Source organism: Peribacillus sp., from assembly GCF_059453735.1.
Map to the genome: position 1 here is coordinate 1 of NZ_JAZVJO010000117.1, position 22,217 is coordinate 22,217.

Genomic DNA, 22,217 nt, shown 5'->3' on the forward strand with positions numbered 1-22,217 from the left:
GGTACAAAAGGCGGGATTGTTGCCAATGAGCATGGTCAAGCTTTAAAAAATGGCCAACCTATAGAAGGTTTATATGCAACGGGGAACTGTTCTGCATCTGTTATGGGACGTGTCTACCCAGGTCCTGGATCCACATTAGGACCAACTACTGTATTTGGTTATATTTCAGCTAATCATGTGAAAGAGTATGTATCCAAGTCACTTGTACCCACTGGTCAATTCATTTAGCAGTTATTAAGGGGACTGTCCTATGGTCCCTTTCTCCCTATCCTCTATCAAAACCTCAGATAAAGAATATCTTTTTCCTTTATTTTCTATAAATATTCTTGCGGAATTATCTGTTATATCAGATAATTAAATTAATGATAGTGTTACTATCAATTTTAAAGGAGGATCGACCTATGAAAAAATCACTACATATAGAATGGGAAAAAGAGGTTGATGTAATCGTTTTAGGCACTGGCGGCGCTGCTTTAAGTGCTGCAATAGCTGCAGCTGATAACGGTGCAAAAGTACTGATATTAGAAAAAACACATCAAATCGGCGGCACGACAGCTTTTTCAGGCGGCGTACCATGGATTCCAGTGAATCATTACATGAAAGAGGCTGGGTTTGAAGATAATCAAGAAGATGCAATCCGCTATATTAAACGATTAGCTTTAGATCGAGCCAATGATAAAATGATTGAAACATTCGTAGAAAAGGGACATCAAGTCATTCAATTTTTACATGATCATACGCCAGTAAAATTTGTCACACCAAAATCCTATCCTGAATATTACGCGCACATGGATGAGGCCTTAAAAGAAGGAACGCGTTCCTTAGATCCTGCACCATATAGTTTAAATGAAATTGGTGAATGGGGTAATTTAGTTCGCCAAAACCCACTCTTTCCACCTCTTACTTTAGAAGAGGGCGGCGCCGTTGGTGGTATTGACTTTCAGGTGGTTGCAGAACGCATGCAGGAAAACATTGTTACAATGGGCCGTTCTCTTATTGCCTCCATGTTTAAAGCTTGTTTAGACAGAGGTGCTGAAACGCTTATTCATACAGCAGGAAAAGAATTAATCATGGATGAAACCGGTAAAGTAATAGGCGTTATTGCTGAAACAAATGATGGGGAAACGCATTATTATGGAGCAAAAAAAGGGGTTATTTTAGCTTCAGGCGGATTTGAGTGGAATAAGCAATTAGTCAAAACCTTCTTAAAAGCTGAATTCACACATCCGGTAACCCCTCCTGGTAATGAAGGGGACGCATTGAAGATGGCAATGAAAGCGGGTGCAGCCCTTGAGAATATGAGTGAGGCATGGTGGTATCCCGCAATGGTCGATCCGACATTTGAATACGAAGACCGTGTCATGGCTCAGCTTGGCAGTGGTCGTCAAGGACCTAATTCAATTGTAGTCAATAAACATGGACGTCGTTTTGTACACGAAGGGACAACCTATAATGACATGCCCCGCGCCTTCTTTAATTACGACCCGGTAACAATTGATTTCCCTAATAAAGCACCCGTTTGGATGATTTTCGATCAACAGCTAAAAGACAGCCAATTGATTGTCACCATGATGCCTGGAGATCCTGCGCCAGAATGGGTTGATCAAGCGGCAACCATCCATGAACTTGCAGAAAAAATCGGCGTGGATGCAACCGGTTTAGAAGAGGAAATTCAAAAGTGGAATACTTACTGTGATCAAGGTGTCGATCCTGACTTCAATCGAGGTACTATCCAGTTTGAAGCCTTAACAACAGGCGGCGGCAGTCCAAAACAGAACTTAGGTAAGATTGAAAAAGGTCCCTTCTATGCCTTACCCATCTATCTAGGCGCACTTGGTACAAATGGCGGACCAAAAATCAACGAAAATGGACAGGTAGTAGATTTTAATGAAGAACCAATTGCTGGTTTATACGCCGCTGGAAACGCTGCCGGCAATCCGCTTGGCCCTATTTATCCTAGCGCAGGAGGAACCATTGGACCAGCCATCGTATTTGGCTTTTTAGCAGGTCAACACGCAGCAACTAACTAATAACTAAAGGAAGTGCTAATGATGCCGCAAGGATCGCACACAGTAGAAGTACCGCTAAATATCGAAACAATCTGGGCTTTTGTCCACGATATGAATAATTGGGCACCTCTTGTACCAGGCTATATTGATCATGAAATAATCACAGAGCGTCAATCTACTTGGTCTTTCAAAGGTGACTTAGGATTCATGAAAAAAAAGGTCAAGCTTCAAATAGATATTAAAGAATGGAACGAACCAAGTGAAGTACTATTTGATTTAAAGGGTCTTTCAGATAATTTCATCGGCGGCGGTTATTTCAAAGCAGAATCTATCGACGAAAACACAACGAACATGACGGGTTATTTAGATATTACAGCCGCCGGAATGATGGGACCGATGATTAATCAAATTTTAACTAAATTTGTTCCGCAAACTGCACAAGAGTTAACAGATGCAATTGTAGCTAAACTTCTGGAAATAAACTTTGTTAAATAATTATCAAGAGTAGTCTATTAACTAGACTACTCTTTTACTATGGGTGCTGCAGATAGGTTAATAGTACTCTCTTTGCACCGATTAATTCGTCTCGTGAAGGAACGGGAATGATTGTTTCAGGCAAAATAGAATAGAGTGCATACTTCTTGATGGATGTACCAAACATACTAAGCATGGTTCTTATGATTTGTTCATCACTAATTGAAAGCTGAATAGAACCATCCTCTTTCCCTTCCTTCACGATCTTTAATATGATTTCCCAGACTGCACTATATGCTTTTTTAATTCGTTCTAGTAATTGCATGTCAATTGTATGAAACACGATATATAACTCAAATGATTCCAGAAGCTTAATCGATGCCTGATTTTCTTCAAAAATAAATCGAATATATGTAGTTAACACATCATCTACTTTTTCAATGCCTGGTTTATTGACAGCATAAATCTCTTCAAAGTAAGGAACCTGCTTTTCAATAATCCTTTTGACGACTTCTATTATCAGTGCCTCTTTATCTGGAAAGTATCGAAAAAGTGTTGCCACACCCACATCTGCTTCATCTGCCACTCTTTGCATGGTTGCTTTTTCGAAACCTTCTTGGGCAAATAATTTATGCGCAGCCGTAACCATCTGATTGCGACGTGCTTGTTTCTTATTCATCTATTCACCTTCTTTTACACTATTATACTTTTAAAATTATTGGGTTTCCGATTATTTTATAAAAAAGGTAATTTTCAGTTATACTAATGATCACACATATTAGTTGGGAGGAAACGTAAAATGACACGATTACAAGATAAAGTAGCCATTATTACAGGTAGTGCAAATGGGATCGGCAAAGCAATTGCAGGTCGTTATGCACAAGAAGGGGCCAAAATAGTCATTGCGGATTTCAATGAAGAGGCTTTAAATAGTACGGTTGATATGTTTAAAGATAAAGGCGTACAAGCTCTAGGTGTGAAAGTAAATGTAGCAGTTGAAGAAGACATTCAGAGAATGATCGATGATTCTGTCGCAGCTTTCGGCCGCGTTGATATTTTAGTGAATTGTGCGGGTGTGTTAGATAAAATGCAGGCTGCACACAATGTAGAAGATGATGTATGGCAGCGTGTTATGGATATTAATGTTGGCGGGGTTATGCGAAGCACACGTAAAATATTGCCACTATTTCAAGCACAAGGCAGTGGTGTGATTGTAAATCTTTCATCGATTGCCGGCTTAACTGGGGGACGTGGAGGCTTCACGTATACTGCCGCTAAACATGCCGTAACGGGTATGACAAAAAACATAGCTTCACACTATGGTCCGCAAGGAATTCGCTGTAACGCAATCGCTCCAGCACAAGTAGAAACAGGGTTAGTCGCTTCAATGGAAGGGATGGACATGGAAGGTATAAAGTATGCAACGCGTGGGGTAAACCTGATGCCGCGTGCCGGCACACCCGAAGAAATTGCAGATATTGCTCTTTTCTTAGCTAGTAACGAATCTTCCTACGTTAACGGGGTAGTTATGGCTGCCGATGCTGGATGGTCGGCTTATTAAACTCATATTGTTTAGAAAAGAATCCATTTTAAAAATGGATTCTTTCTTATTTATGCCCCAATTGGTTTTGAGGACTATTCAGAATAAGCTCTTCTATTTTATAAAAACTGTGTAAAATAATCTTGTTCTTCTCTCTATCTGTATGCACTTTATTTATATCGGCTCCGCTAGTGAACAGCAAATGAAAAACCACCGTTAAATCTTCCTTTAATTCATTATTTAATGGCCGTTTATCTCCCAATTTGGGATCTTGAACTCCAACTGGTATAACTTGCTTGGCATCCAGTATCGCTCTTCCTAAACAAGAATTCCCGTATGAATCATACGAATGAATATCTGCCCCTACTTCAATTATTTTTTTTAACAGATTAAAGGCTGCATTGAATTGCTCTTTAGTGTTATAGGGCTCCCACGCTTTTTCTCCATTTTTATACGTAAATGTTAGAAACCTTGAACTCATTATTGTGGCTCTTATCGCATCTTGTATGACAGGCATTTTCCATTCATTACAACTTTCAGACTCGATAAAATTCACATCTGCACCGGCATCAATTAAATAATCTGCAATTTTAAAATTTCCCGTTTTAATCGCTACCTGTAAAGGTGATTGTCCATCATCTTTTTTTGGGGGGTGTTTGGCTGTACAATTAATGAGTGCTGGATTTTTCTTCAAGATAGCCTTCATTTGATGCAGGTCTCCGTGTTTAATGGCAACAAAAAGCCTTTTCAAAAGCCTCACACCTCATTTCAGATAGATTATATGAATTTACTTTAACATAAATTTCTAATTATTTTCCTTAGAGATTTTGAAGAATATATTTTTCTTAGTTTGCTCAATTTCAAGGAACCAGAGATGTACAATTTACAAGGGGACACTGGGCAGAAAAGGAAAGACGCTGCGGAGCATTGTTTGAGACGATTGGATTCCGGTTTGCTCGAACTATATAAGAAAAACACCTCCATTGGAGGTGTTTTTACGGGCTGTCACTTCAAGTGTAAACCCTATAACCTGTATTTCTCAAATTGAGACATGCTTTTCATCAACGCTTATTGTACGTAATAGCCGCCGCCTTCAGACGAGATAACATAATCTGGTTTTGGTGGTTTGCCGCCATGTTCAGCGATTTTCTTTTTGTGGCCTTCGATATGCTCTGGGCTCTTTTCCCAAGCTTTCCAAGCCTCTTCTGATTCCCAACGAATCAATACGATTACTTCTTCTTCCCCACGACGTGTTTTTTTTACTAACACTTCGCGATCAATATAGCCTTCACGTTGTTCAACTTTTGATGGTTTCTCTGGATTTTTCTTAAAACGCTCAACAACCTTATGAGCATTACCTTCTGTTACTACAGTACGACGCATTTGAACAAACATAAACATACTCCTTTTATAAAAAAAGCATGCCCTGATTGAGACATGCTCCTTTTAATCTAGAAAATTATTTTAATTCATCTAAAATTTCTTGCATTTTTTCTACTTCAGTAGTGATACCATTTGAAGAGAAGTACCAATTTGTTCCATCAAGATAGACAATTTTGTCTTCTTTGTAAGCACGTGTTTTCTTAATGATATCATTTTCGATTTGGCCCTTAAGTACGTCAACCGATTCAACACCACGATCAATTACTAATAATACTTCTGGATCTACTTTCAAGATTGACTCATAAGAGAAGACAGAACCGTGCGATCCAGTTTCTATACTAGTTGTTGCTGGTTTGAAGCCGAAATCATTGTATACATAAGCGAAACGAGACTCTTTCCCATTATCAAAACCAGAAATTGCCTTATCGTTGTACATCGCTACTAATGCGTTTCCGTAACCAGCAGCTTTTTCTTTAACTTCAGCAACTTTAGCTGATAAGTTATCATTCAGTGTTTTAGCTTCATCTTCTTTGTCAAAGATTTTAGCAGCTAAATCAACTGATTCCTTAACACCACCGATGTAGTCCGTGTTATCAGAACCGATAAAAACTACATTTGGTGTGATTTCTTTTAACTCTTCATAGTATGAAGTTTGACGACCAGAAATGAAAATAGCATCTGGCTCAGCTGCGGCTATTGCTTCTAAATTTAGTTCTTTTAAAGAACCAACGTCAGTAACATCATCATTTATATATTTTTCTTTTAAATGTTCAGGCATGTTCCCTTTACCACCATTAGCAGCAATTCCAACGATTCCTTCAACCCCTAATGCATCAAGGGTATCTAAGAAACCGTAATCTAATGCTACGATGCGTTTAGGTTGTTCTTTGAAAGTGACATCTTCAAATACAGTTGAGCTTCCTGATTCCCGATCTTCACTACTTGCAGTTAATGATTTAACTGACATTGGGAATGCTGCATTTGATTCAGCTGAAGTTTCTTTATCAGTTGAAGTCTGCTCTGTTTTACCAGAAGATTTTTCCTTAGTCTCGTCCGTACCACAGGCACCCAACATTAAAGTCATCGCTGCAGTTGCAGCTAAAATACTCCATTTTTTCATTTTCAAATTCTCCTCCTAGAAATTTACACCCTTTATAATTGAGAGTGATTATCTTTATCAATTAGATACCTCAATCTTAGCTGACTTTCTTTCCCATTGTCAATACAATTTTTCCAAAAAGTTATTGTGATTGGAAATAGACGCAGATTCTGCATCCATCTTGCTCTTGAACTGGGATGTGCATATCATACACATCACGAAGCGATTCCGAATTTATGATTTCACTCGTTAAGCCGTCTTTTATGAGACGACCATCTTTAAGCGCAACAATGCGATCTGAATAAACAGAGGCAAAGTTAATATCGTGCAGTACGATAACAACCGTCTTACCTAACTCATCAACAAGCTTACGTAATATTTTCATGATTTGAACGGAGTGCTTCATGTCTAGATTATTCAACGGTTCATCCAGTAAAATATATTCCGTATCTTGCGCAATCACCATTGAAATAAACGCACGTTGTTTTTGACCACCAGACAGCCCATCTAAAAATTTATCCTGCATATCGATTAAATTCATATACGATAAAGCTTCGTCTACTTTAGCATTATCTTCCTTTGTTAATCGTCCTTTTGAATAAGGGTAACGACCAAAAGCCACAAGTTCACGAATCGTTAGACGCACGTTAATAAAGTTTGATTGTTTCAAGATTGCGACACGTTTTGCGAAATCTTGAGACTTCATCTTTTTCACATTGTCATTATCTAATAACACTTCACCAGTATCTGAATCTAGTAAACGACTAACCATTGATAATAACGTCGATTTACCAGCACCATTTGGCCCGATAAATGACGTGATTTTCCCCGTTTCAATCTTCACCGACACATCTTCTACAACAGGTTTTTTACCAAAAAACTTTGTTAACCCTTTAATTTCAATCATCCTGCTGCCCTACTTTCTTTAAGTAATAAGTAAATGAAGTATACGCCACCGATAAAGTTGATAATAACACTAAGCGTCGTATTTAAATGGAATACGTGCTGTACAAGGAACTGACCACCAACAAGTGCAATAATACTAATTAAACTTGCTCCCAGGATTAGAACAGAATGCTTGTATGTAACTAAAAATTGATAAGCCAAGTTTGATACGATTAGTCCCAAGAAGGTAATTGGACCAACTAAGGCTGTTGATGTTGCCAGTAAAATCGATGCTAAAACAAGTACATTCAACACGATTTTATCATAATTTACCCCTAAGTTAATCGCAGTTTCACGACCTAAATTCATCACGTCTAAATCACGCATCATTCGACCACCATAAATGAAGCAAGCAAGTAAAATAATTGCGGAAATCCCAACAAGTTCAGATTTTACATTGGTAAAGCTTGCAAATAGACGACTTTGAAGACTTAAATATTCTATTGGATCGATGATGACTTGTAAAAATGTCACTAAGCTTCCTAGCAATGTACCGATAATCATCCCAGCCAATAGCAGAAGGAAAATTGGATACTTATCTGCTCGGAATAAGAAACGATACAATAGTAATGCGAAGATAACCATCACCACAATTGCTGTACCGAAGTTTACATAACGGTCAACAACGAACACGGATGCTGATCCTAAGAAGAAATAAAGCACCGTTTGGACTACTTCATACATCGAATCCACACCAATAATGGATGGTGTTAAAATTCGGTTGCGTGTTACTGTTTGGAACATAACTGTCGCATACGCAATCGCAACGCCTGTGATAATCATCGCACAAACTCGTACTACACGTTTCGGAAAGGCATAGCTAAAGCCGCCTTGAATGTTGTAAAACAAGAAGCCAATAATTGAAAGAATCGCAATCACTGCTAAAATTAAAATTTTTATTGTATTACGCTTCTTCACACTACTTTGCATATGCTTTCCCCCTAAGTAACATGATTAAGAAGATTGCACTACCGATAACCGCTACCGTTGTATTAACCGGAATTTCATACGGAGCAACAACAATACGGCTCAGAATATCACATACAAGGAGGAATACGGCACCAAGCACAATAGTATGAGGAATGGTTTTTCGTAAATTATCCCCTAGATACAGCGAGACGATATTAGGAACAATCAAGCCTAAGAATGGGATAACACCTACGGTTAAAACGACTGTCGTTGAAATAACTGCAATTAAAACGAGACCGATATTCAATACCGTTTTATAGCTCAAACCTAGGTTCTTCGCAAAATCCTCGCCCATCCCCGCAACCATGAACTTATTCGCAAAAATATAAGCAAGAATGATTGCTGGTACTGCTACATACAGTAACTCATAGCGGCCTGAAACAACTAAAGTAAAGCTACCAAGAAAGAATGAACTCACGTTTTGTAAAATTTCTGCTTCATAGCCTAAGAACGTTGTCACTGATGAAATGATATTCCCGTACATAATACCAATTAGTGGAACAAAAATGACATCCTTGAATTTAATGCGATCTAATAGACGCATAAAGATAAACGTTCCAACTAAGGCAAAGGTAAAACCGAAAATAATTTTCTGCATGTATGTAACATTTGTGAAAAAAATCATTGCAATAACAATACCTAATTTTGCTGCATCTAACGTACCTGCTGTTGTAGGAGATACGAATTTATTGCGGCTCAACGATTGCATAATCAACCCGGCAATACTCATACCTGCACCAGCTAAGATAATAGCCATCAATCGTGGTAAACGACTTACCAGAAAAATTTGAACTTCATCTGATTGGAAATCCAATAAATCAGTTGGCTTAATATCTATGGCTCCTATAAACAGTGAGAAGAAAGATAAGATAACAGCGGCCATCACTAACATCCATAATCTCATTTCGTAATCCCCATTTATTCTATTTTCTATATTTATAATGATCCTCTTAATGAAAATGATTATCATTACATACAAGATTCATTATATACTGACTCTTTCTTAATTCCTACCCGATTATCCAATTAAGATTATTATTATCTAAATTTAACATTAATCCTTTCTATTAGGTACGTCATTGCCTCCTTAATTTAGGCTTTTCCACATTAAAGGAGACCGCCGCAGTGTACCCATCTTTAAACGAATGTATCTACATCAAAAAAGTATGCGTCATGATTAAAGATTAGGAATTTCACAATAAAGTAAATACTAGTTAAGGAGGACGATAGATTGAGTGGTGTACAGAATGATTTTCACTTTCCTATGGTTCCTATTCAAGGTGGAGAAATAGTATTAAGAGATGACCGGACAAAAAAGAACTGGAGTGTTAAAATAGAACCATTTCTTCTTGGACAGTATCCTGTAACTGGTGAACAATATAAGTTTCTAACAAAGAAAACCTCCTCAATAGATAAGCAAAAACCAGTTGTTAATCTTTCTTGGTATGAAGCGATTTATTTATGTAATCTCCTTTCGGATATAGCAGGATTATCGAAATGTTATACGTCTACTTTTGAAGGGATTAAATGTGATTGGGAAGCAAACGGGTATCGCCTTCCTTCAGAAGCAGAGTGGCAATTTGCATGCAAAGCAGAAACAGCGGGATATAGATACGGAGATATTAATAAAATTGCTTGGTATAAAGAGAATTCAGGAGGTGAACTTTGTAAAGTAGGAAAAAAAGAGCCTAATATGTGGGGCTTATACGATATGATAGGGAATGTCTGGGAATGGTGCTGGGATGTATATGATGAAAAAGAGTATGGTCCCTATAGAACTTTCCGCGGGGGAAGCTGGGCTGAAGACGAAAGAGGCTGCGGATCCACGTGTCGACGTCGAAGTCACCCATCATTTTGTATAGAAGACCTTGGTTTCCGCCTTGCTCGAACTTTAGTTTAGACATCAAAAAGACACCAAAACATATGTACATGTTTTGGTGTCTTTTTGATGCTTAATTTCCTTGTTTTCCTTGCTCTGTACTGACTCGTTTTAAGAAAAGTGACACTATAAAAGCGATAATTGAGATAATCAATCCAAATAAAATTGAATTTTGCACCCCTTCAACTAACCCAACAATAGGATTGTCATAGCCTTTTTGTGTAATTGACATAACGGTAACCGCTACCGCTGTACCAATTGCACCAGCTACTTGTTGTAAGGTATTCATAACCGCTGAACCATCTGTATATAATTCACGCGGCAACTCATTTAACCCGTTCGTTTGAGCAGGCATCATAATAAATGAAATACCAATCAATAAAATAACATGCATCATTATAATATAGATACTTGATGTATCCAGATCAATCATACGTAAAAAGAGTAAACTGATAATGGCTAACAGCATTCCGCTTAGCACCATCCATTTTGGTCCGAATTTATCAAATAAATTCCCAGCCACAACGGACATGAACGCGTTGACCACACCGCCTGGCAGCAAAAGTAAGCCAGCGGCCATTGGAGCCAGCATTAGCGCATTTTGCAGATAAATAGGCAGTAACACCATAACAGATAATAACGTCATCATAACCGCCAAGATAATAACGACACCTAATGTGAACATTGGATATTTAAAGACTCGGACATTTAACATAGGTGTTTCCAATTTAAGCTGACGAATCGTAAAGATTATAAGTGCAGCAAGTCCAACACCTACTGCAATATATACTTCTGTTGTTAAAAATGTCCCCCTTTCACCCGAAATACTGAAGCCGTATACGACGCCGCCAAAACCAATTGTCGAAAGTAAAAAAGAGATGAAATCAAGCTTGGTCGGGCGTACTTCACTCACGTTTTCAATAAAACGCATACCAACGAATAAGGCAATCAGTAAGAAAGGTAATGTCACCCAAAAAATAAAGTGCCATGAAAGCTGCTCTAAAATAATGCCGGAAAGCGTTGGACCTATCGCTGGTGCAAAGACAATGACTAAACCGATTTTACCCATTGCAGCTCCTCGTTTTGCAGCGGGATAAACGAGTAAAACAACTGTTGTCATGAGAGGTAAAACAATTGCAGTACCAAGCGCCTGCACAACCCGGGCAATCAACAATACAGCAAAGTTTGGTGCAATAGCTGCAATAAACGTTCCAATCACTGATAAGGTTAGTGAAGCTGCAAATAATTGGCGTGTTGTAAAGCGCTGCATTAAGAAAGAAGAAACAGGAACAAAAATACCCAGTACTAATAAATAGCCAGTTGTAAGCCATTGTACGGTAGATGTTTCAATACCAAAATCTTTGGCAATTTCAACAAACGCCATATTTAAAGCTGTTTCATTAAAAAGACCGAAAAAAGCTGCGATTAAAAATGGAAGCACAATTTGATTGCGCTTTTCATATAAATTACTCATAAATCCTCCATCAATTCTATTTCTATAGTATTTACCACATAAAAAAAGAAAGCCCTATAAGTGTAAAAGACTTTTATTTATACTAGCTTTATGCCCTACCTTGTTCTCAATAGTAGTAACTTAATGTAACAACCTCCTAAAACGATAGTATCTATAATATAACAATTAGCTGTTTATATTAACACTTTATTCCTTTTTCTTCAACAATAGCAACCTTGTTGTTTTCAAGGACTCTCTTACTCGTGGACATTACTTTACTTACAATAAAAAAGACAATAAGTGAAAGCCTATTGTCCATTCTTCATTTAAAAATGACCTAACGATTTCGATAGGCCAACTCCATGCATAATATTAATTTGATAATGCAATTTTTATATGAGCTAAGTGGTGCTCTTCGTGCCAAGCTAATTTGGCAATTTTTTTTGCAACTGTTACTTCGCCATTTACTTGGTGAGTAAAGGTTCGCTCTAATTGCTCTTCCGTTAAACTATGTCCTAAAGAAACAATACGCTCATTTAAACCTTCCAGCATTTTAATAGAACTTTCTATTGGAAGTTTTGTATCCGGTTGAACAGCCCATTTTTCTTCGTCGAAAGCGGGTACGGTTGGATTCTCGTCTGTTAAAGCCAGCTTTAACCGTTGATACATGTTCAGCTGAGAATCTGCAATATGATGCACTAGCTGACGAACTGTCCAGCTGCCTTCTCGATATGTTTTGCTTAAATCCTCATCACTTAATGAATTGACCGTTTCCCTTAATTTACTTACGTAAGAATCAATTTCCTTTAGCCATCCTTGAAGACTTTCTGCTGTCACTTTTTCAGGAACTTGTAATTCTCCAATTGGAAACCGCACATTCATTATCATTCACCTTTTCCCTATTTATTCTTTCTCTTCTTTATAGTTTAACATAAATAGGCCAATTCCTTTATTATGTGTTTACCAATAAAATGGAATTTAACAATTAGAAAAACCGAAACCCCCTATTTACTAGAATAGGAGATTTCGGTTCTTCTTTTTATATAGTTCTTACTCGACAGTTACACTCTTTGCCAGGTTACGCGGCTTATCAACGTCACATTCGCGTTGCAGCGCTGCATAATAAGCAATTAGTTGAAGCGGGATTACTGAGACAAGAGGTGTTAAGAGTTCATGAACTTCTGGAATGACAAAACGATCGTCGTCTTCTTCCAGACCTTTCATGGTAATAATACATGGATTTGCACCACGAGCTACGACTTCTTTTACGTTTCCTCGTATGCTTAGGTTTACTTCGCTTTGGGTTGCTAGAGCAATAACCGGTGTTCCGTCTTCAATAAGCGCAATTGTACCATGTTTGAGTTCGCCGCCAGCAAATCCTTCTGCTTGGATATACGAAATCTCCTTCAGCTTCAATGACCCTTCTAAGCCAACATAATAGTCAAGAGAGCGGCCGATAAAGAAGCAGTTCCGTGTGACAGCAAGATACTCGCGAGCGATTTCTTCGAACTGTTCCTTTGAATCACATAGTGCTTCCATAACCGTAGCAATAATGCCTAGTTCTTTCACTAAGTCAAAATCAACTTGTTGTTCACGGAATTCAGCCACCACGTTAGCAAGGATCGCAAGTACGGCAATTTGAGCTGTATAGGCTTTAGTTGAGGCTACCGCTATCTCAGGACCCGCATGCAGCAGCATTGTATATTCTGCCTCACGAGAAAGCGTTGAACCCTGTACGTTCGTAATCGTTAATGATTTATGACCAAGTTCTTTAATCGCTACAAGCACGGCGCGGCTGTCTGCAGTTTCTCCACTTTGAGAAATGAAGATGAATAATGGTTTTTCCGAAAGAATTGGCATGTTGTAAACAAATTCAGATGCAACATGAACCTCAACTGGAATCTTAGCCATTTTTTCAATGAATTGCTTGCCGATCAAACCAGCATGATAACTCGTTCCACACGCAACAATATACACGCGGTCAGCCTCACTAACAGCTTCTGCAATATTAAAATCAATGGTCAGCTTGCCTTCTTCATTTTGATACGCTTGAACAATTTTACGAATAACCAGCGGCTGTTCGTCAATTTCCTTCAGCATATAATGCGGATAAGTGCCCTTTTCGATATCACTAGCATCGATTTCAGCTGTATATGGTGCACGGAGAATTTCTTCTCCTTCTAGATTCTTAATCGTTACCTTGTCTTTTGAAACGAAAACCATTTCTTTATCCATGATTTCCAGATACTGATCAGTCACTTGAATCATCGCCATAGCATCAGAAGCAACGACGTTGAAATCAGAACCGACACCTACTAATAATGGACTCTTATTCTTAGCAACGAAGATTACATCTTCATTTTGATTATCCAATAAAGCGAGTGCATATGATCCTTTTAACAGCATTAACGTTTTACGGAAAGCCGCTTCTACTGTAAGGCCGTCATTCACAAACTTCTCAATAAGCATAACAATGACTTCAGTATCTGTATCACTAGCGAACGTTACATCCTCTAGATACTCACGTTTAAGACCTAAATAGTTTTCAATTACACCATTGTGCACCAACGTCAAACGACCTGATGTACTCTGATGCGGATGTGCATTGTTATGGCTTGGCACACCATGAGTTGCCCATCTAGTATGGCCAATTCCTGTGTGAGCTAGAACTGTTTCATCTACAACACTGCGAAGATCAGCAATCCGGCCTTTTTCTTTAAATACTTGAACACCGGATTCAGTGACAACTGCTATTCCTGCAGAATCGTACCCTCTATATTCTAGCTTTTCCAATCCTTTTAACAAAATTTCCTTTGCATCCGTATTACCGATATATCCAACTATTCCACACATAAATCCGTTCCTCCGTCTAAGCAAGGGAACAGGAATGCACGGGGGCACTCCTGCCCCCTTGTCTCTTATATTTTTATATGTGTATCCTTCACCCTTTGTGCAGCGCGTTGCCACGCTGTTTTAAGGTCAAGGTTCCTGCGGCTGTACACGTTCAGCCGGGAGGTATCCGCCGAAATATCGATAAACCTCCTCCTCGTCAACTAAGCCTTTAACACCGTACGCTTAGTTCAGGCGCTTTGATTGGATCTACTACATGCCATTCCTTCCATTTAAAATACCCATTTCTTGAAAAAATGGATGTTAAAACAGGATTATCATAACCCATAATGTACTTTCCGTCAATTTTTTATTTTCGCACTTACTTTCAAACCAATTAAAACTGATCTGGTTATAAAAATATGCATAAGAGGAAGAAAGCGTTCCTCTTATGCATATTTGTTTTTTAGATCAGGTCTTTTTTTACTCAGCTAAACCCATTTCTTCTTTTACAACAGAGGCGATACGATCAACATATGTCTCACATTGCTCAGCTGTTGGAGCTTCTGCCATTACACGAACTAAAGGTTCTGTTCCTGAAGGACGAACCAAAATTCGGCCATTTCCATTCATCTCGGCTTCTACCTCACTGATAATCGCATGAACTTTTTCATTTTCCGTTACACCGTGTTTATCTGTGACACGAATATTCACAAGCTTTTGCGGGAATTTTTTCATTTCGCCTGCAAGCTCAGATAATGACTTCTTCGTCATCTTCATGATATTCACCAGCTGTAAACCAGTTAACAGACCGTCACCAGTGGTGATGTGATCAAGGAAAATAATATGGCCTGATTGCTCGCCGCCTAGATTATATCCGCCTTTTTTCATCTCTTCTACTACATAGCGATCACCAACTGCAGTTTGGATGCTTTTAATTCCATGCTCCTCAGTTCCTTTATAGAAGCCAAGGTTACTCATTACAGTTGATACGACCGTTCCATGCTTAAGAAGATTATGATCATTCATATATCGTGCACAGATGTACATGATTTGGTCACCATCGACAATTTGTCCTTTTTCATCAATCGCTATTAACCGGTCGCCGTCACCGTCAAATGCTAAACCGATGCTGGCCCCTTTTTCAAGTAAAAAGGCTGCAAGTGCTTCAGGATGTGTTGACCCGACGCCTTTATTGATGTTCAATCCATTTGGAGATGAACCCATGATTGAGATATCTGCATCCAGGTCAGCGAATAAATGGGTTGCCAAGGATGAAGTTGCTCCATGTGCACAATCAAGAGCTATATGTATACCTGTGAAGTCCTCATCAACTGTTTGTTTTAGATATTGCAAATATTTCTGGCCGCCTTCAAAATAATCATTTAAATGGCCGAGGTTTTCTCCCACTGGTCTTGGAAGTGAATCGTCTGATAAATCCATTAACTCTTCAATTTCATTTTCTTGTTCATCTGACAACTTGAAGCCGTCTGGACCAAAGAATTTAATTCCATTATCCTCAACCGGATTATGCGATGCTGAAATCATAACACCCGCTTCGGAACTTAGCGCCTTAGTAAGATAAGCAACCCCTGGTGTAGAAATAACACCTAAGCGCATAACTTCTGCTCCGATTGATAAAAGTCCAGCAACAAGGGCTCCTTCAAGCATATGACCGGAAATCCGGGTATCCCTGCCAATTAAAACTTTAGGACGCTGTGTATCTTTTGTTAGTACGTAACCGCCGAAACGTCCTAGTTTAAAAGCCAATTCTGGTGTCAACTCGCTGTTGGCAACCCCTCTTACCCCGTCAGTACCAAAATATTTACCCATTTTCATAATCGCTCCTTTTTCGAATTGTTCCGTAAAACGTTAGGAAGTCTCTTCCTCATTATCAGTAATGGAAATTGTAACCATTCTTGAATCAAGTTCCCATTTTGTATTATCCGGTGCCTTAACTTGCACAGCGACATCATGAGTCCCCGCTTCCAACTGACTCACATTAACAGATAACTGTATATTTGCCTCTTTAAGTTTATTCAACTCAGCTCTCGTGCCCTTAAACGTAATACCCATAGAACCCATTGAAGGATTCATAAACTTCATCGAACGGTTATTGTCCAGTCCAACTGTTTGGATTTTAAGATTCGAGAATTTCTTGGTTTGAATGCTTACCTCTTCATCTTCATCTGTATTGGTATCCTCAGTCGGGTTATCTACCGGTTTATCTGTATTGTTTGTATCATCGGGTTCAGTAGTCTCAGAATCGGCATCGGGTTCAGTTTCGGTATCAGTCTCCGAATCAGCATCGGCTTTTTTGGTCTTAATGTTCACCTTCACTGTATCCTTCGAAACTTTTTTCACATCATCTGGAACACTAATTGGAAGTTCATATACAGCATCCCCTGTAATATTAGAAACGTTGACTGGGACAGTAACTTCGTTGATGGTCTCAAGGACAGATTCTTTTCCATAAATCGTCACTTCTTTATCGTCCGTGGTCAGACTTTTTATCTCCAGTCCGCTCTTTAGCTTGCCTGACTGTATTGGCCTAATCGGGACTGTTTTAGAAGGAATATTCACTTTTAATGAGACATTCACCACTGCTGGTTCAATCGTCACATTAAGCTTATTCAGGTCTCGATCCAGCGCTTTAACGGTTGCTTCACGATTGACTGATTCATCCATTCCTTTTGTTAAACCAAGTGTCGCTTTGACAAAAGAAATTTGATCAATGACATCTTTGGCTCCTGTGATCTTAACCGTTTGAGGATTACTCGTTGGATTTTCAGCTGTGTATCCCCCTTCTAATAACGAACGGTTATAATCAACATCTACTGAAAATTCTTTTGTCACCTTCTCCTGAACCATAACAGTTGCATACGCAGGTGAGAGGGTAGCTGTTAATTTTTCATTAAGATTACGGATTTTTAACGGCACCTTTTTCTCTCCCAATGTAATTTCAGGATCAGAAAGGTCAATATAGACTTGGAATTCTCGTTGAGTTTTAGCCGAGAGTAACAAACTTTTAACCCCTTCAAGGGTAATCTTCACTGTTTCCGGGGCACCTGTAACGACCAAGTTTTCTTGATCATAATCTATTTCAACTGGTACATCTTCTATTACTTCTTGAGAAACCTTACCAGGCGTATTAAAACCCAAGGAACCATCTTCATTTTTGGATTCGAAATTAACAGATGTAAATAGAAGAGCAGCTATTGCCAAAGCAACCAACCTTGAAAACCAGACGCTATTTGTATATTTATCCATTTTTCTTCCCCCTCCAATTCCAGAGTGTCGAGGAAGCTTGTTTGTTATCTAAGATTAATTCTTTTGATAACATACTCTTAAATGTTTCTATATCCAAATCACGATAAAGCTCACTGTTTTTCGTCAGGGATATACTCCCTGTTTCCTCCGATACAATAATCGTTAGACAATCAGTCGCCTCACTAACCCCCATAGCAGCTCTATGTCTAGTACCAAGTTCTTTTGAAATAAACGGACTTTCCGATAACGGCAAATAACACGCAGCTGCAGCTATCTGATTATTCCGAAGAATCACTGCTCCATCATGAAGCGGTGTATTTGGTATAAAAATATTGATCAATAGTTCTGAGGAAATGCGTGATTCTATAGGTATGCCTGTTTCTATGTAATCACTTAAATCTGTTTCCTTTTCAATTGAGATTAAAGCGCCAATTCTACGCTTAGCCATATAAGATGTTGCTTTCACTATACTTTCAACTAACCTATCCTGCTCATCTTCTTCCTGTCCAACGGTTGTCCTCGTAAACAACTGCCCTCTTCCTAACTGTTCTAGGGCACGGCGTAATTCAGGCTGAAAGATGATAATAACAGCGAGGACTCCCCAGTTCATTACTTGCTGCATTAGCCAGCCCAGTGTATTAAAGCCGATTAAGCTGCTTAGACTCCGGACAATCACAATTACGAAAATCCCCTTTAATAGTTGAATGGCTTTTGTACCTCGTATAATGACGAGTAATTTATATAAAACAAACCATACAAGGAGGATATCTATTAAATTGATTATATAATCAATGAATGGAAGATTGGATAATGTGGTTAATGACATGGTTTTTCCTCCAATCAGTAAAACGTTTACGCTAAATCGTAACTTAACCATTATACCACTAATGTTCTTATTCTTCTAAAGTTAGTATACCTAGTAAATAGGAAATAAAACACAATCCAAAGTATATGCAAACCCAAACAAGCCTGCACCCATAGGGCAAAGGCTCTACTTCATTATACAAGTAAGTCTGTTATATTTATTCGTTCTCATCTCCCTTAAGTAAAGCTTTACCTGTACTTTTCATTTTAAACCAGAGCCATTCAAACATCTCATCAATCAAAACAATTTGTCCCGTTACCTTACCGGCAGAAGCCATATACTGCTCCCCATTAATAATCGTTACATCGCCCTTTACTTCACCTTCAATACGTATATCGCCATTCTTAACTACTACGTCCCCCTTAACCACTTTCCCGGCGGGTATAATGACCATTTCATTTTCAACTACAATGTTTTCTTGCTTAGACACGGCAAAGTTTTGTTCCTCACCCCAAGTTGAGAAAATTGACCCGCCCATTAGGACAATAAACAATGAGGCCGCTGTTAATAGAGGGTGATTTCTCAAATAGCGTTTCATCCCTATATTTTTCTTTTCCTTCGGAATACTTGCCATTACTCGTGCTGTAAAATCATCTGGCGCTTTAATCCTAGCCGTACTCTGCACTAGAGCTATCGCCTTTTTCATATCATGAAAATAGGAACGACAATCAGCACAACTATGCAAATGTTCTCGTAAATGTTCTTTGTTTTCTTCTGTTATCGCTTCGTCTAAATAATCATGCATATAGTCAACGATATCCTCGTGGCAACTCATCGTTTTTCACCTTCTTTTTAAAAATCACTCAATTGTTTTCTCAATGCTTCACGGCCTCGGTGAATTCTCGTTTTGACCGTTCCAATTGGCAGATCCAAAATATCGCTTATTTCTTTTAGGGATAATTCCTCAATGTATTTCAAGACAATCACCGATCGATACTTCTCTGGAAGCTTTAGAATCTCGTCTTGTATGGTCTCCTGCAGCTCTAATGACTCGACCTCATCTTCTGGTAAAGCACTATCATCAGCAATTAACGAATACATATTTAACCCATCTGTCCCAGCTACTTCAGCATCCAAGAAGTAATCTGGTTTCTTTTTACGGATTCGGTCAATACATAAATTTGTTGCAATTCGGTATAACCACGTAGAAAACTTCATTTGAATATTAAAACGGTGGATATTAACATATGCACGTACGAATGCCTCTTGTGCCATATCCTCAGCCTCATGACGGTTTCCAAGCATTCTAAAGCACAATTGAAAAACCTTATCCTTATACAATTCAACAATTTCCCCAAACGCATTTTGGTCTCCCTTTAAGACCTGATTAATCCTCTGTTTAATGATGACTTCCATCTTGTGTATTACCCCCGCTCATGCGGCTATACGATACTTACGGATCGCACGCTAAAAGGTTTCAAAAATAATTACTTTAATTTTATCAAATTTTAACATTTTTTGTTTAATTAAATTAATATTGGGTAGATTGTTAAAAAAGATTATATAAAGCGAGGATGTCTTTAAATATGATAGCAGAACAGCTATTAACCAGAATAGAAGAATATAGAGAAAGAATGATTTATTTGGCAGGGTATTCCTCGATAAAAGATAGTCGAGTAGTAGAGGTCAGCACAGAGCTGGATAACTTAATCATTCAATATATTCATCTAACCAAAAAACAGTAACGAGGAGGTTACTGTTTTAATTGTCTTGCATTATGTAAAAGCAGCGTTATTTTACACTAATTTCTCTCCAAATAAAGAACCCATTAAGGCAACAGCAACCGTTGCTGTTTTATTTTTTTCATCTAAGATAGGATTTACTTCTACAAACTCGGCAGAAGTCACAATACCTGACTCTGAAAGCATTTCCATCGCCAGATGACTTTCCCTGTAAGTGATCCCTCCCAGCACTGGGGTTCCTACTCCTGGAGCATCAATAGGATCCAATGCATCCATATCTACTGATAAATGGACACCGTCTGTTTTTTCTTTAAAGAAAGCAAGCGTCTCTTCCATTACTGCTGCCATCCCGCGTCTATCAATTTCATGCATTGAAAATACTTTAATCTCTTTGGAAGTTATTAAGTTTCTTTCCCCTTCATCTAAAGAACGCGCACCAATAATGACCACATTTTCAGGTTTAATTTTAGGCGAGAATCCATGGATGTTTACAAGTCCATCGTTTCCCAGCCCTAGACTAACTGCTAGGGACATCCCATGAATATTACCAGATGGTGTCGTCTCCTCTGTATTTAGATCGCCGTGAGCATCAAACCAAATCACACCAAGATTCTCATAATGTTTTGACGCTCCTGCTATTGTTCCAATGGCAATTGAATGATCGCCTCCTAGTACAAGAGGGAATGATTTCTTACTAAGAATAGTATCCACTTTTTCTGCCAGCAACCTGCTTCCGATAGTGACCTCTTTCAAGTTATTCAACTTCGTTTCTAAATCGGCCATTGCGGGCCTCCCAATCGTAATGTCTCCTAAATCCTCTACATCAATCCCTAAGCTTCCAAGTCTCTCTACGACCTCAGCATACCTGATAGCGCTTGGCCCCATATCTACCCCACGTCTATTTTGACCGAGATCCATAGGCAGACCGATGATTGTTATTTTCTCTATCTCCAATTCCTCATCCCCTTTAAACCATTTTATACCAAAAAAGATAAATGGTTCAACAGAGCAAAAGGTTGTATAAAAATACAAAACAAAAAACCTTAAACCATAGAATGGCTTAAGGTTTTGTATGGAGCCTAGCGGGATCGAACCGCTGACCTCCTGCGTGCAAGGCAGGCGCTCTCCCAGCTGAGCTAAGGCCCCTCTTGTACAGGAATGTACGATTGAAATGGAGCGGAAGACGGGGTTCGAACCCGCGACCCCAACCTTGGCAAGGTTGTATTCTACCGCTGAACTACTTCCGCAAAAAAGTGAGCCATGTAGGATTCGAACCTACGACCCTCTGATTAAAAGTCAGATGCTCTACCAACTGAGCTAATGGCTCATATTAATTAACAAAATAAAAAATCAGATGTTTATGTTTACTAGTTCAAACGTAAACTGACAACTGAGCACTTCATACATTATTTGAAAATATGGCTGGGCTAGCAGGATTTGAACCTACGCATGACGGAGTCAAAGTCCGTTGCCTTACCGCTTGGCTATAGCCCAATATAATCATATACCTGACAAAAAAATAGGTGGTAATCATATATTTCCCTCAATGAGAAAATATATAACTGTCCACTAATTGATTTTATAAATGGTGGAGGGGGGCAGATTCGAACTGCCGAACCCTAAGGAGCGGATTTACAGTCCGCCGCGTTTAGCCACTTCGCTACCCCTCCAGAAAAACAGTGCCGGCAAGAGGACTTGAACCCCCAACCTACTGATTACAAGTCAGTTGCTCTACCAGTTGAGCTACACCGGCAAGTGTAAAATAAAACATGGTGGAGGATGACGGGATCGAACCGCCGACCCTCTGCTTGTAAGGCAGA

22 protein-coding genes and 6 tRNA genes are annotated in these 22,217 nt (G+C 38.8%); 6 read left to right on the top strand and 22 right to left on the bottom strand.

The genetic code is table 11. The features are described from left to right. The 3 genes from AC52RT_RS03750 to AC52RT_RS03760 form a co-directional block, all read left to right on the top strand. The coding region (locus tag AC52RT_RS03750) for an FAD-binding protein (RefSeq protein WP_495539513.1) at window positions 1-228 on the top strand (228 nt) is incomplete at its 5' end. A gap of 173 nt (window positions 229-401) precedes the next feature. After that, complete coding sequence (locus AC52RT_RS03755; protein WP_495539514.1) at window positions 402-2,030, top strand: FAD-dependent oxidoreductase; 1,629 nt, start codon at window positions 402-404, stop codon at window positions 2,028-2,030. A gap of 21 nt (window positions 2,031-2,051) precedes the next feature. Next, complete coding sequence (locus AC52RT_RS03760) at window positions 2,052-2,504, top strand: SRPBCC family protein (RefSeq protein ID WP_495539515.1); 453 nt, start codon at window positions 2,052-2,054, stop codon at window positions 2,502-2,504. A 37-nt stretch (window positions 2,505-2,541) separates the two neighbouring features. Here the strand turns inward: AC52RT_RS03760 and AC52RT_RS03765 are convergent, their stop codons facing one another. Next, a complete protein-coding gene (locus AC52RT_RS03765) occupies window positions 2,542-3,162 on the bottom strand; it encodes a TetR/AcrR family transcriptional regulator (protein ID WP_495539516.1) in 621 nt (206 codons plus the stop codon). A gap of 120 nt (window positions 3,163-3,282) precedes the next feature. Here AC52RT_RS03765 and AC52RT_RS03770 point away from each other — a divergent pair, with 120 nt between their 5' ends. After that, window positions 3,283-4,044 (top strand): glucose 1-dehydrogenase, encoded by a 762-nt coding sequence (locus AC52RT_RS03770; protein WP_495539517.1) that lies wholly within the window; start codon window positions 3,283-3,285, stop codon window positions 4,042-4,044. A gap of 46 nt (window positions 4,045-4,090) precedes the next feature. Here AC52RT_RS03770 and AC52RT_RS03775 read toward each other — a convergent pair whose 3' ends face one another. From AC52RT_RS03775 to AC52RT_RS03800, 6 genes are all read right to left on the bottom strand, one after another. Further along, window positions 4,091-4,774 carry an ankyrin repeat domain-containing protein gene (locus tag AC52RT_RS03775; protein WP_495539518.1) on the bottom strand — a complete coding sequence of 228 codons (684 nt, stop codon included), beginning with the start codon at window positions 4,772-4,774 and terminating at the stop codon, window positions 4,091-4,093. A gap of 317 nt (window positions 4,775-5,091) precedes the next feature. Next, complete coding sequence (locus tag AC52RT_RS03780; RefSeq protein ID WP_495539519.1) at window positions 5,092-5,418, bottom strand: antibiotic biosynthesis monooxygenase family protein; 327 nt, start codon at window positions 5,416-5,418, stop codon at window positions 5,092-5,094. A 64-nt stretch (window positions 5,419-5,482) separates the two neighbouring features. Then, on the bottom strand, window positions 5,483-6,526 hold the full coding sequence (locus AC52RT_RS03785; protein WP_495539520.1) for a siderophore ABC transporter substrate-binding protein: 1,044 nt from the start codon (window positions 6,524-6,526) through the stop codon (window positions 5,483-5,485). Between the two features lie 121 nt (window positions 6,527-6,647). After that, complete coding sequence (locus AC52RT_RS03790) at window positions 6,648-7,412, bottom strand: iron ABC transporter ATP-binding protein (RefSeq protein WP_495539521.1); 765 nt, start codon at window positions 7,410-7,412, stop codon at window positions 6,648-6,650. Further along, a complete protein-coding gene (locus tag AC52RT_RS03795) occupies window positions 7,409-8,380 on the bottom strand; it encodes an iron chelate uptake ABC transporter family permease subunit (protein ID WP_495539522.1) in 972 nt (323 codons plus the stop codon). Before AC52RT_RS03795 ends, AC52RT_RS03790 begins: the two co-directional genes overlap by 4 nt. Continuing rightward, window positions 8,370-9,323: an ABC transporter permease gene (locus AC52RT_RS03800; RefSeq protein ID WP_495539523.1), complete on the bottom strand. Its 954-nt coding sequence runs from the start codon at window positions 9,321-9,323 to the stop codon at window positions 8,370-8,372. The genes AC52RT_RS03795 and AC52RT_RS03800 overlap by 11 nt, the downstream gene beginning before the upstream one ends. Window positions 9,324-9,683: 360 nt before the next feature. On the opposite strand from AC52RT_RS03800, the gene AC52RT_RS03805 reads away from it, so the two are divergent. Next, window positions 9,684-10,319, top strand: a complete 636-nt coding sequence (locus tag AC52RT_RS03805; protein WP_495539533.1) for a formylglycine-generating enzyme family protein — start codon at window positions 9,684-9,686, stop codon at window positions 10,317-10,319. A gap of 52 nt (window positions 10,320-10,371) precedes the next feature. On the opposite strand, the gene AC52RT_RS03810 is transcribed toward AC52RT_RS03805, so the two are convergent. The 8 genes from AC52RT_RS03810 to sigW form a co-directional block, all read right to left on the bottom strand. After that, on the bottom strand, window positions 10,372-11,772 hold the full coding sequence (locus AC52RT_RS03810; protein WP_495539524.1) for an MDR family MFS transporter: 1,401 nt from the start codon (window positions 11,770-11,772) through the stop codon (window positions 10,372-10,374). A gap of 351 nt (window positions 11,773-12,123) precedes the next feature. After that, on the bottom strand, window positions 12,124-12,633 hold the full coding sequence (locus tag AC52RT_RS03815; RefSeq protein WP_495539525.1) for a YfiT family bacillithiol transferase: 510 nt from the start codon (window positions 12,631-12,633) through the stop codon (window positions 12,124-12,126). Window positions 12,634-12,801: 168 nt separating this feature from the next. Further along, window positions 12,802-14,604, bottom strand: coding sequence for a glutamine--fructose-6-phosphate transaminase (isomerizing) (glmS, locus tag AC52RT_RS03820; RefSeq protein WP_495539526.1), 1,803 nt, complete (start codon window positions 14,602-14,604; stop codon window positions 12,802-12,804). Window positions 14,605-15,063: 459 nt separating this feature from the next. Beyond that, a complete protein-coding gene (gene glmM, locus AC52RT_RS03825; protein WP_495539534.1) occupies window positions 15,064-16,413 on the bottom strand; it encodes a phosphoglucosamine mutase in 1,350 nt (449 codons plus the stop codon). A 39-nt stretch (window positions 16,414-16,452) separates the two neighbouring features. Beyond that, complete coding sequence (locus AC52RT_RS03830; RefSeq protein ID WP_495539527.1) at window positions 16,453-17,850, bottom strand: CdaR family protein; 1,398 nt, start codon at window positions 17,848-17,850, stop codon at window positions 16,453-16,455. Further along, complete coding sequence (gene cdaA, locus AC52RT_RS03835; protein WP_495539528.1) at window positions 17,843-18,676, bottom strand: diadenylate cyclase CdaA; 834 nt, start codon at window positions 18,674-18,676, stop codon at window positions 17,843-17,845. The genes AC52RT_RS03830 and cdaA overlap by 8 nt, the downstream gene beginning before the upstream one ends. Window positions 18,677-18,872: 196 nt before the next feature. Beyond that, window positions 18,873-19,490: an anti-sigma factor family protein gene (locus AC52RT_RS03840; protein ID WP_495539529.1), complete on the bottom strand. Its 618-nt coding sequence runs from the start codon at window positions 19,488-19,490 to the stop codon at window positions 18,873-18,875. A gap of 17 nt (window positions 19,491-19,507) precedes the next feature. After that, window positions 19,508-20,071, bottom strand: coding sequence for an RNA polymerase sigma factor SigW (sigW, locus tag AC52RT_RS03845; RefSeq protein ID WP_495539530.1), 564 nt, complete (start codon window positions 20,069-20,071; stop codon window positions 19,508-19,510). Between the two features lie 170 nt (window positions 20,072-20,241). On the opposite strand from sigW, the gene AC52RT_RS03850 reads away from it, so the two are divergent. Beyond that, the gene (locus AC52RT_RS03850; protein ID WP_495539531.1) at window positions 20,242-20,400 is read left to right on the top strand and encodes a Spo0E family sporulation regulatory protein-aspartic acid phosphatase; all 159 of its coding nucleotides are present in this window, start codon (window positions 20,242-20,244) and stop codon (window positions 20,398-20,400) included. 51 nt (window positions 20,401-20,451) lie between these two features. Here AC52RT_RS03850 and rocF read toward each other — a convergent pair whose 3' ends face one another. The 7 genes from rocF to AC52RT_RS03885 all read right to left on the bottom strand — a co-directional run bounded on the left by rocF (window position 20,452) and on the right by AC52RT_RS03885 (window position 22,150). Then, window positions 20,452-21,351 (bottom strand): arginase, encoded by a 900-nt coding sequence (rocF, locus tag AC52RT_RS03855; protein WP_495539532.1) that lies wholly within the window; start codon window positions 21,349-21,351, stop codon window positions 20,452-20,454. A 119-nt stretch (window positions 21,352-21,470) separates the two neighbouring features. Further along, window positions 21,471-21,543, bottom strand: a tRNA-Ala gene (locus AC52RT_RS03860). Between the two features lie 26 nt (window positions 21,544-21,569). After that, a tRNA-Gly gene (locus AC52RT_RS03865) sits at window positions 21,570-21,644 on the bottom strand. A 7-nt stretch (window positions 21,645-21,651) separates the two neighbouring features. Next, a tRNA-Lys gene (locus AC52RT_RS03870) sits at window positions 21,652-21,724 on the bottom strand. 92 nt (window positions 21,725-21,816) lie between these two features. Continuing rightward, window positions 21,817-21,891: transfer RNA gene (locus AC52RT_RS03875), tRNA-Gln, on the bottom strand. Between the two features lie 92 nt (window positions 21,892-21,983). Next, window positions 21,984-22,067 (bottom strand) — tRNA-Tyr (locus AC52RT_RS03880). A 10-nt stretch (window positions 22,068-22,077) separates the two neighbouring features. After that, window positions 22,078-22,150: transfer RNA gene (locus AC52RT_RS03885), tRNA-Thr, on the bottom strand. Window positions 22,151-22,217: the final 67 nt, after the last annotated feature.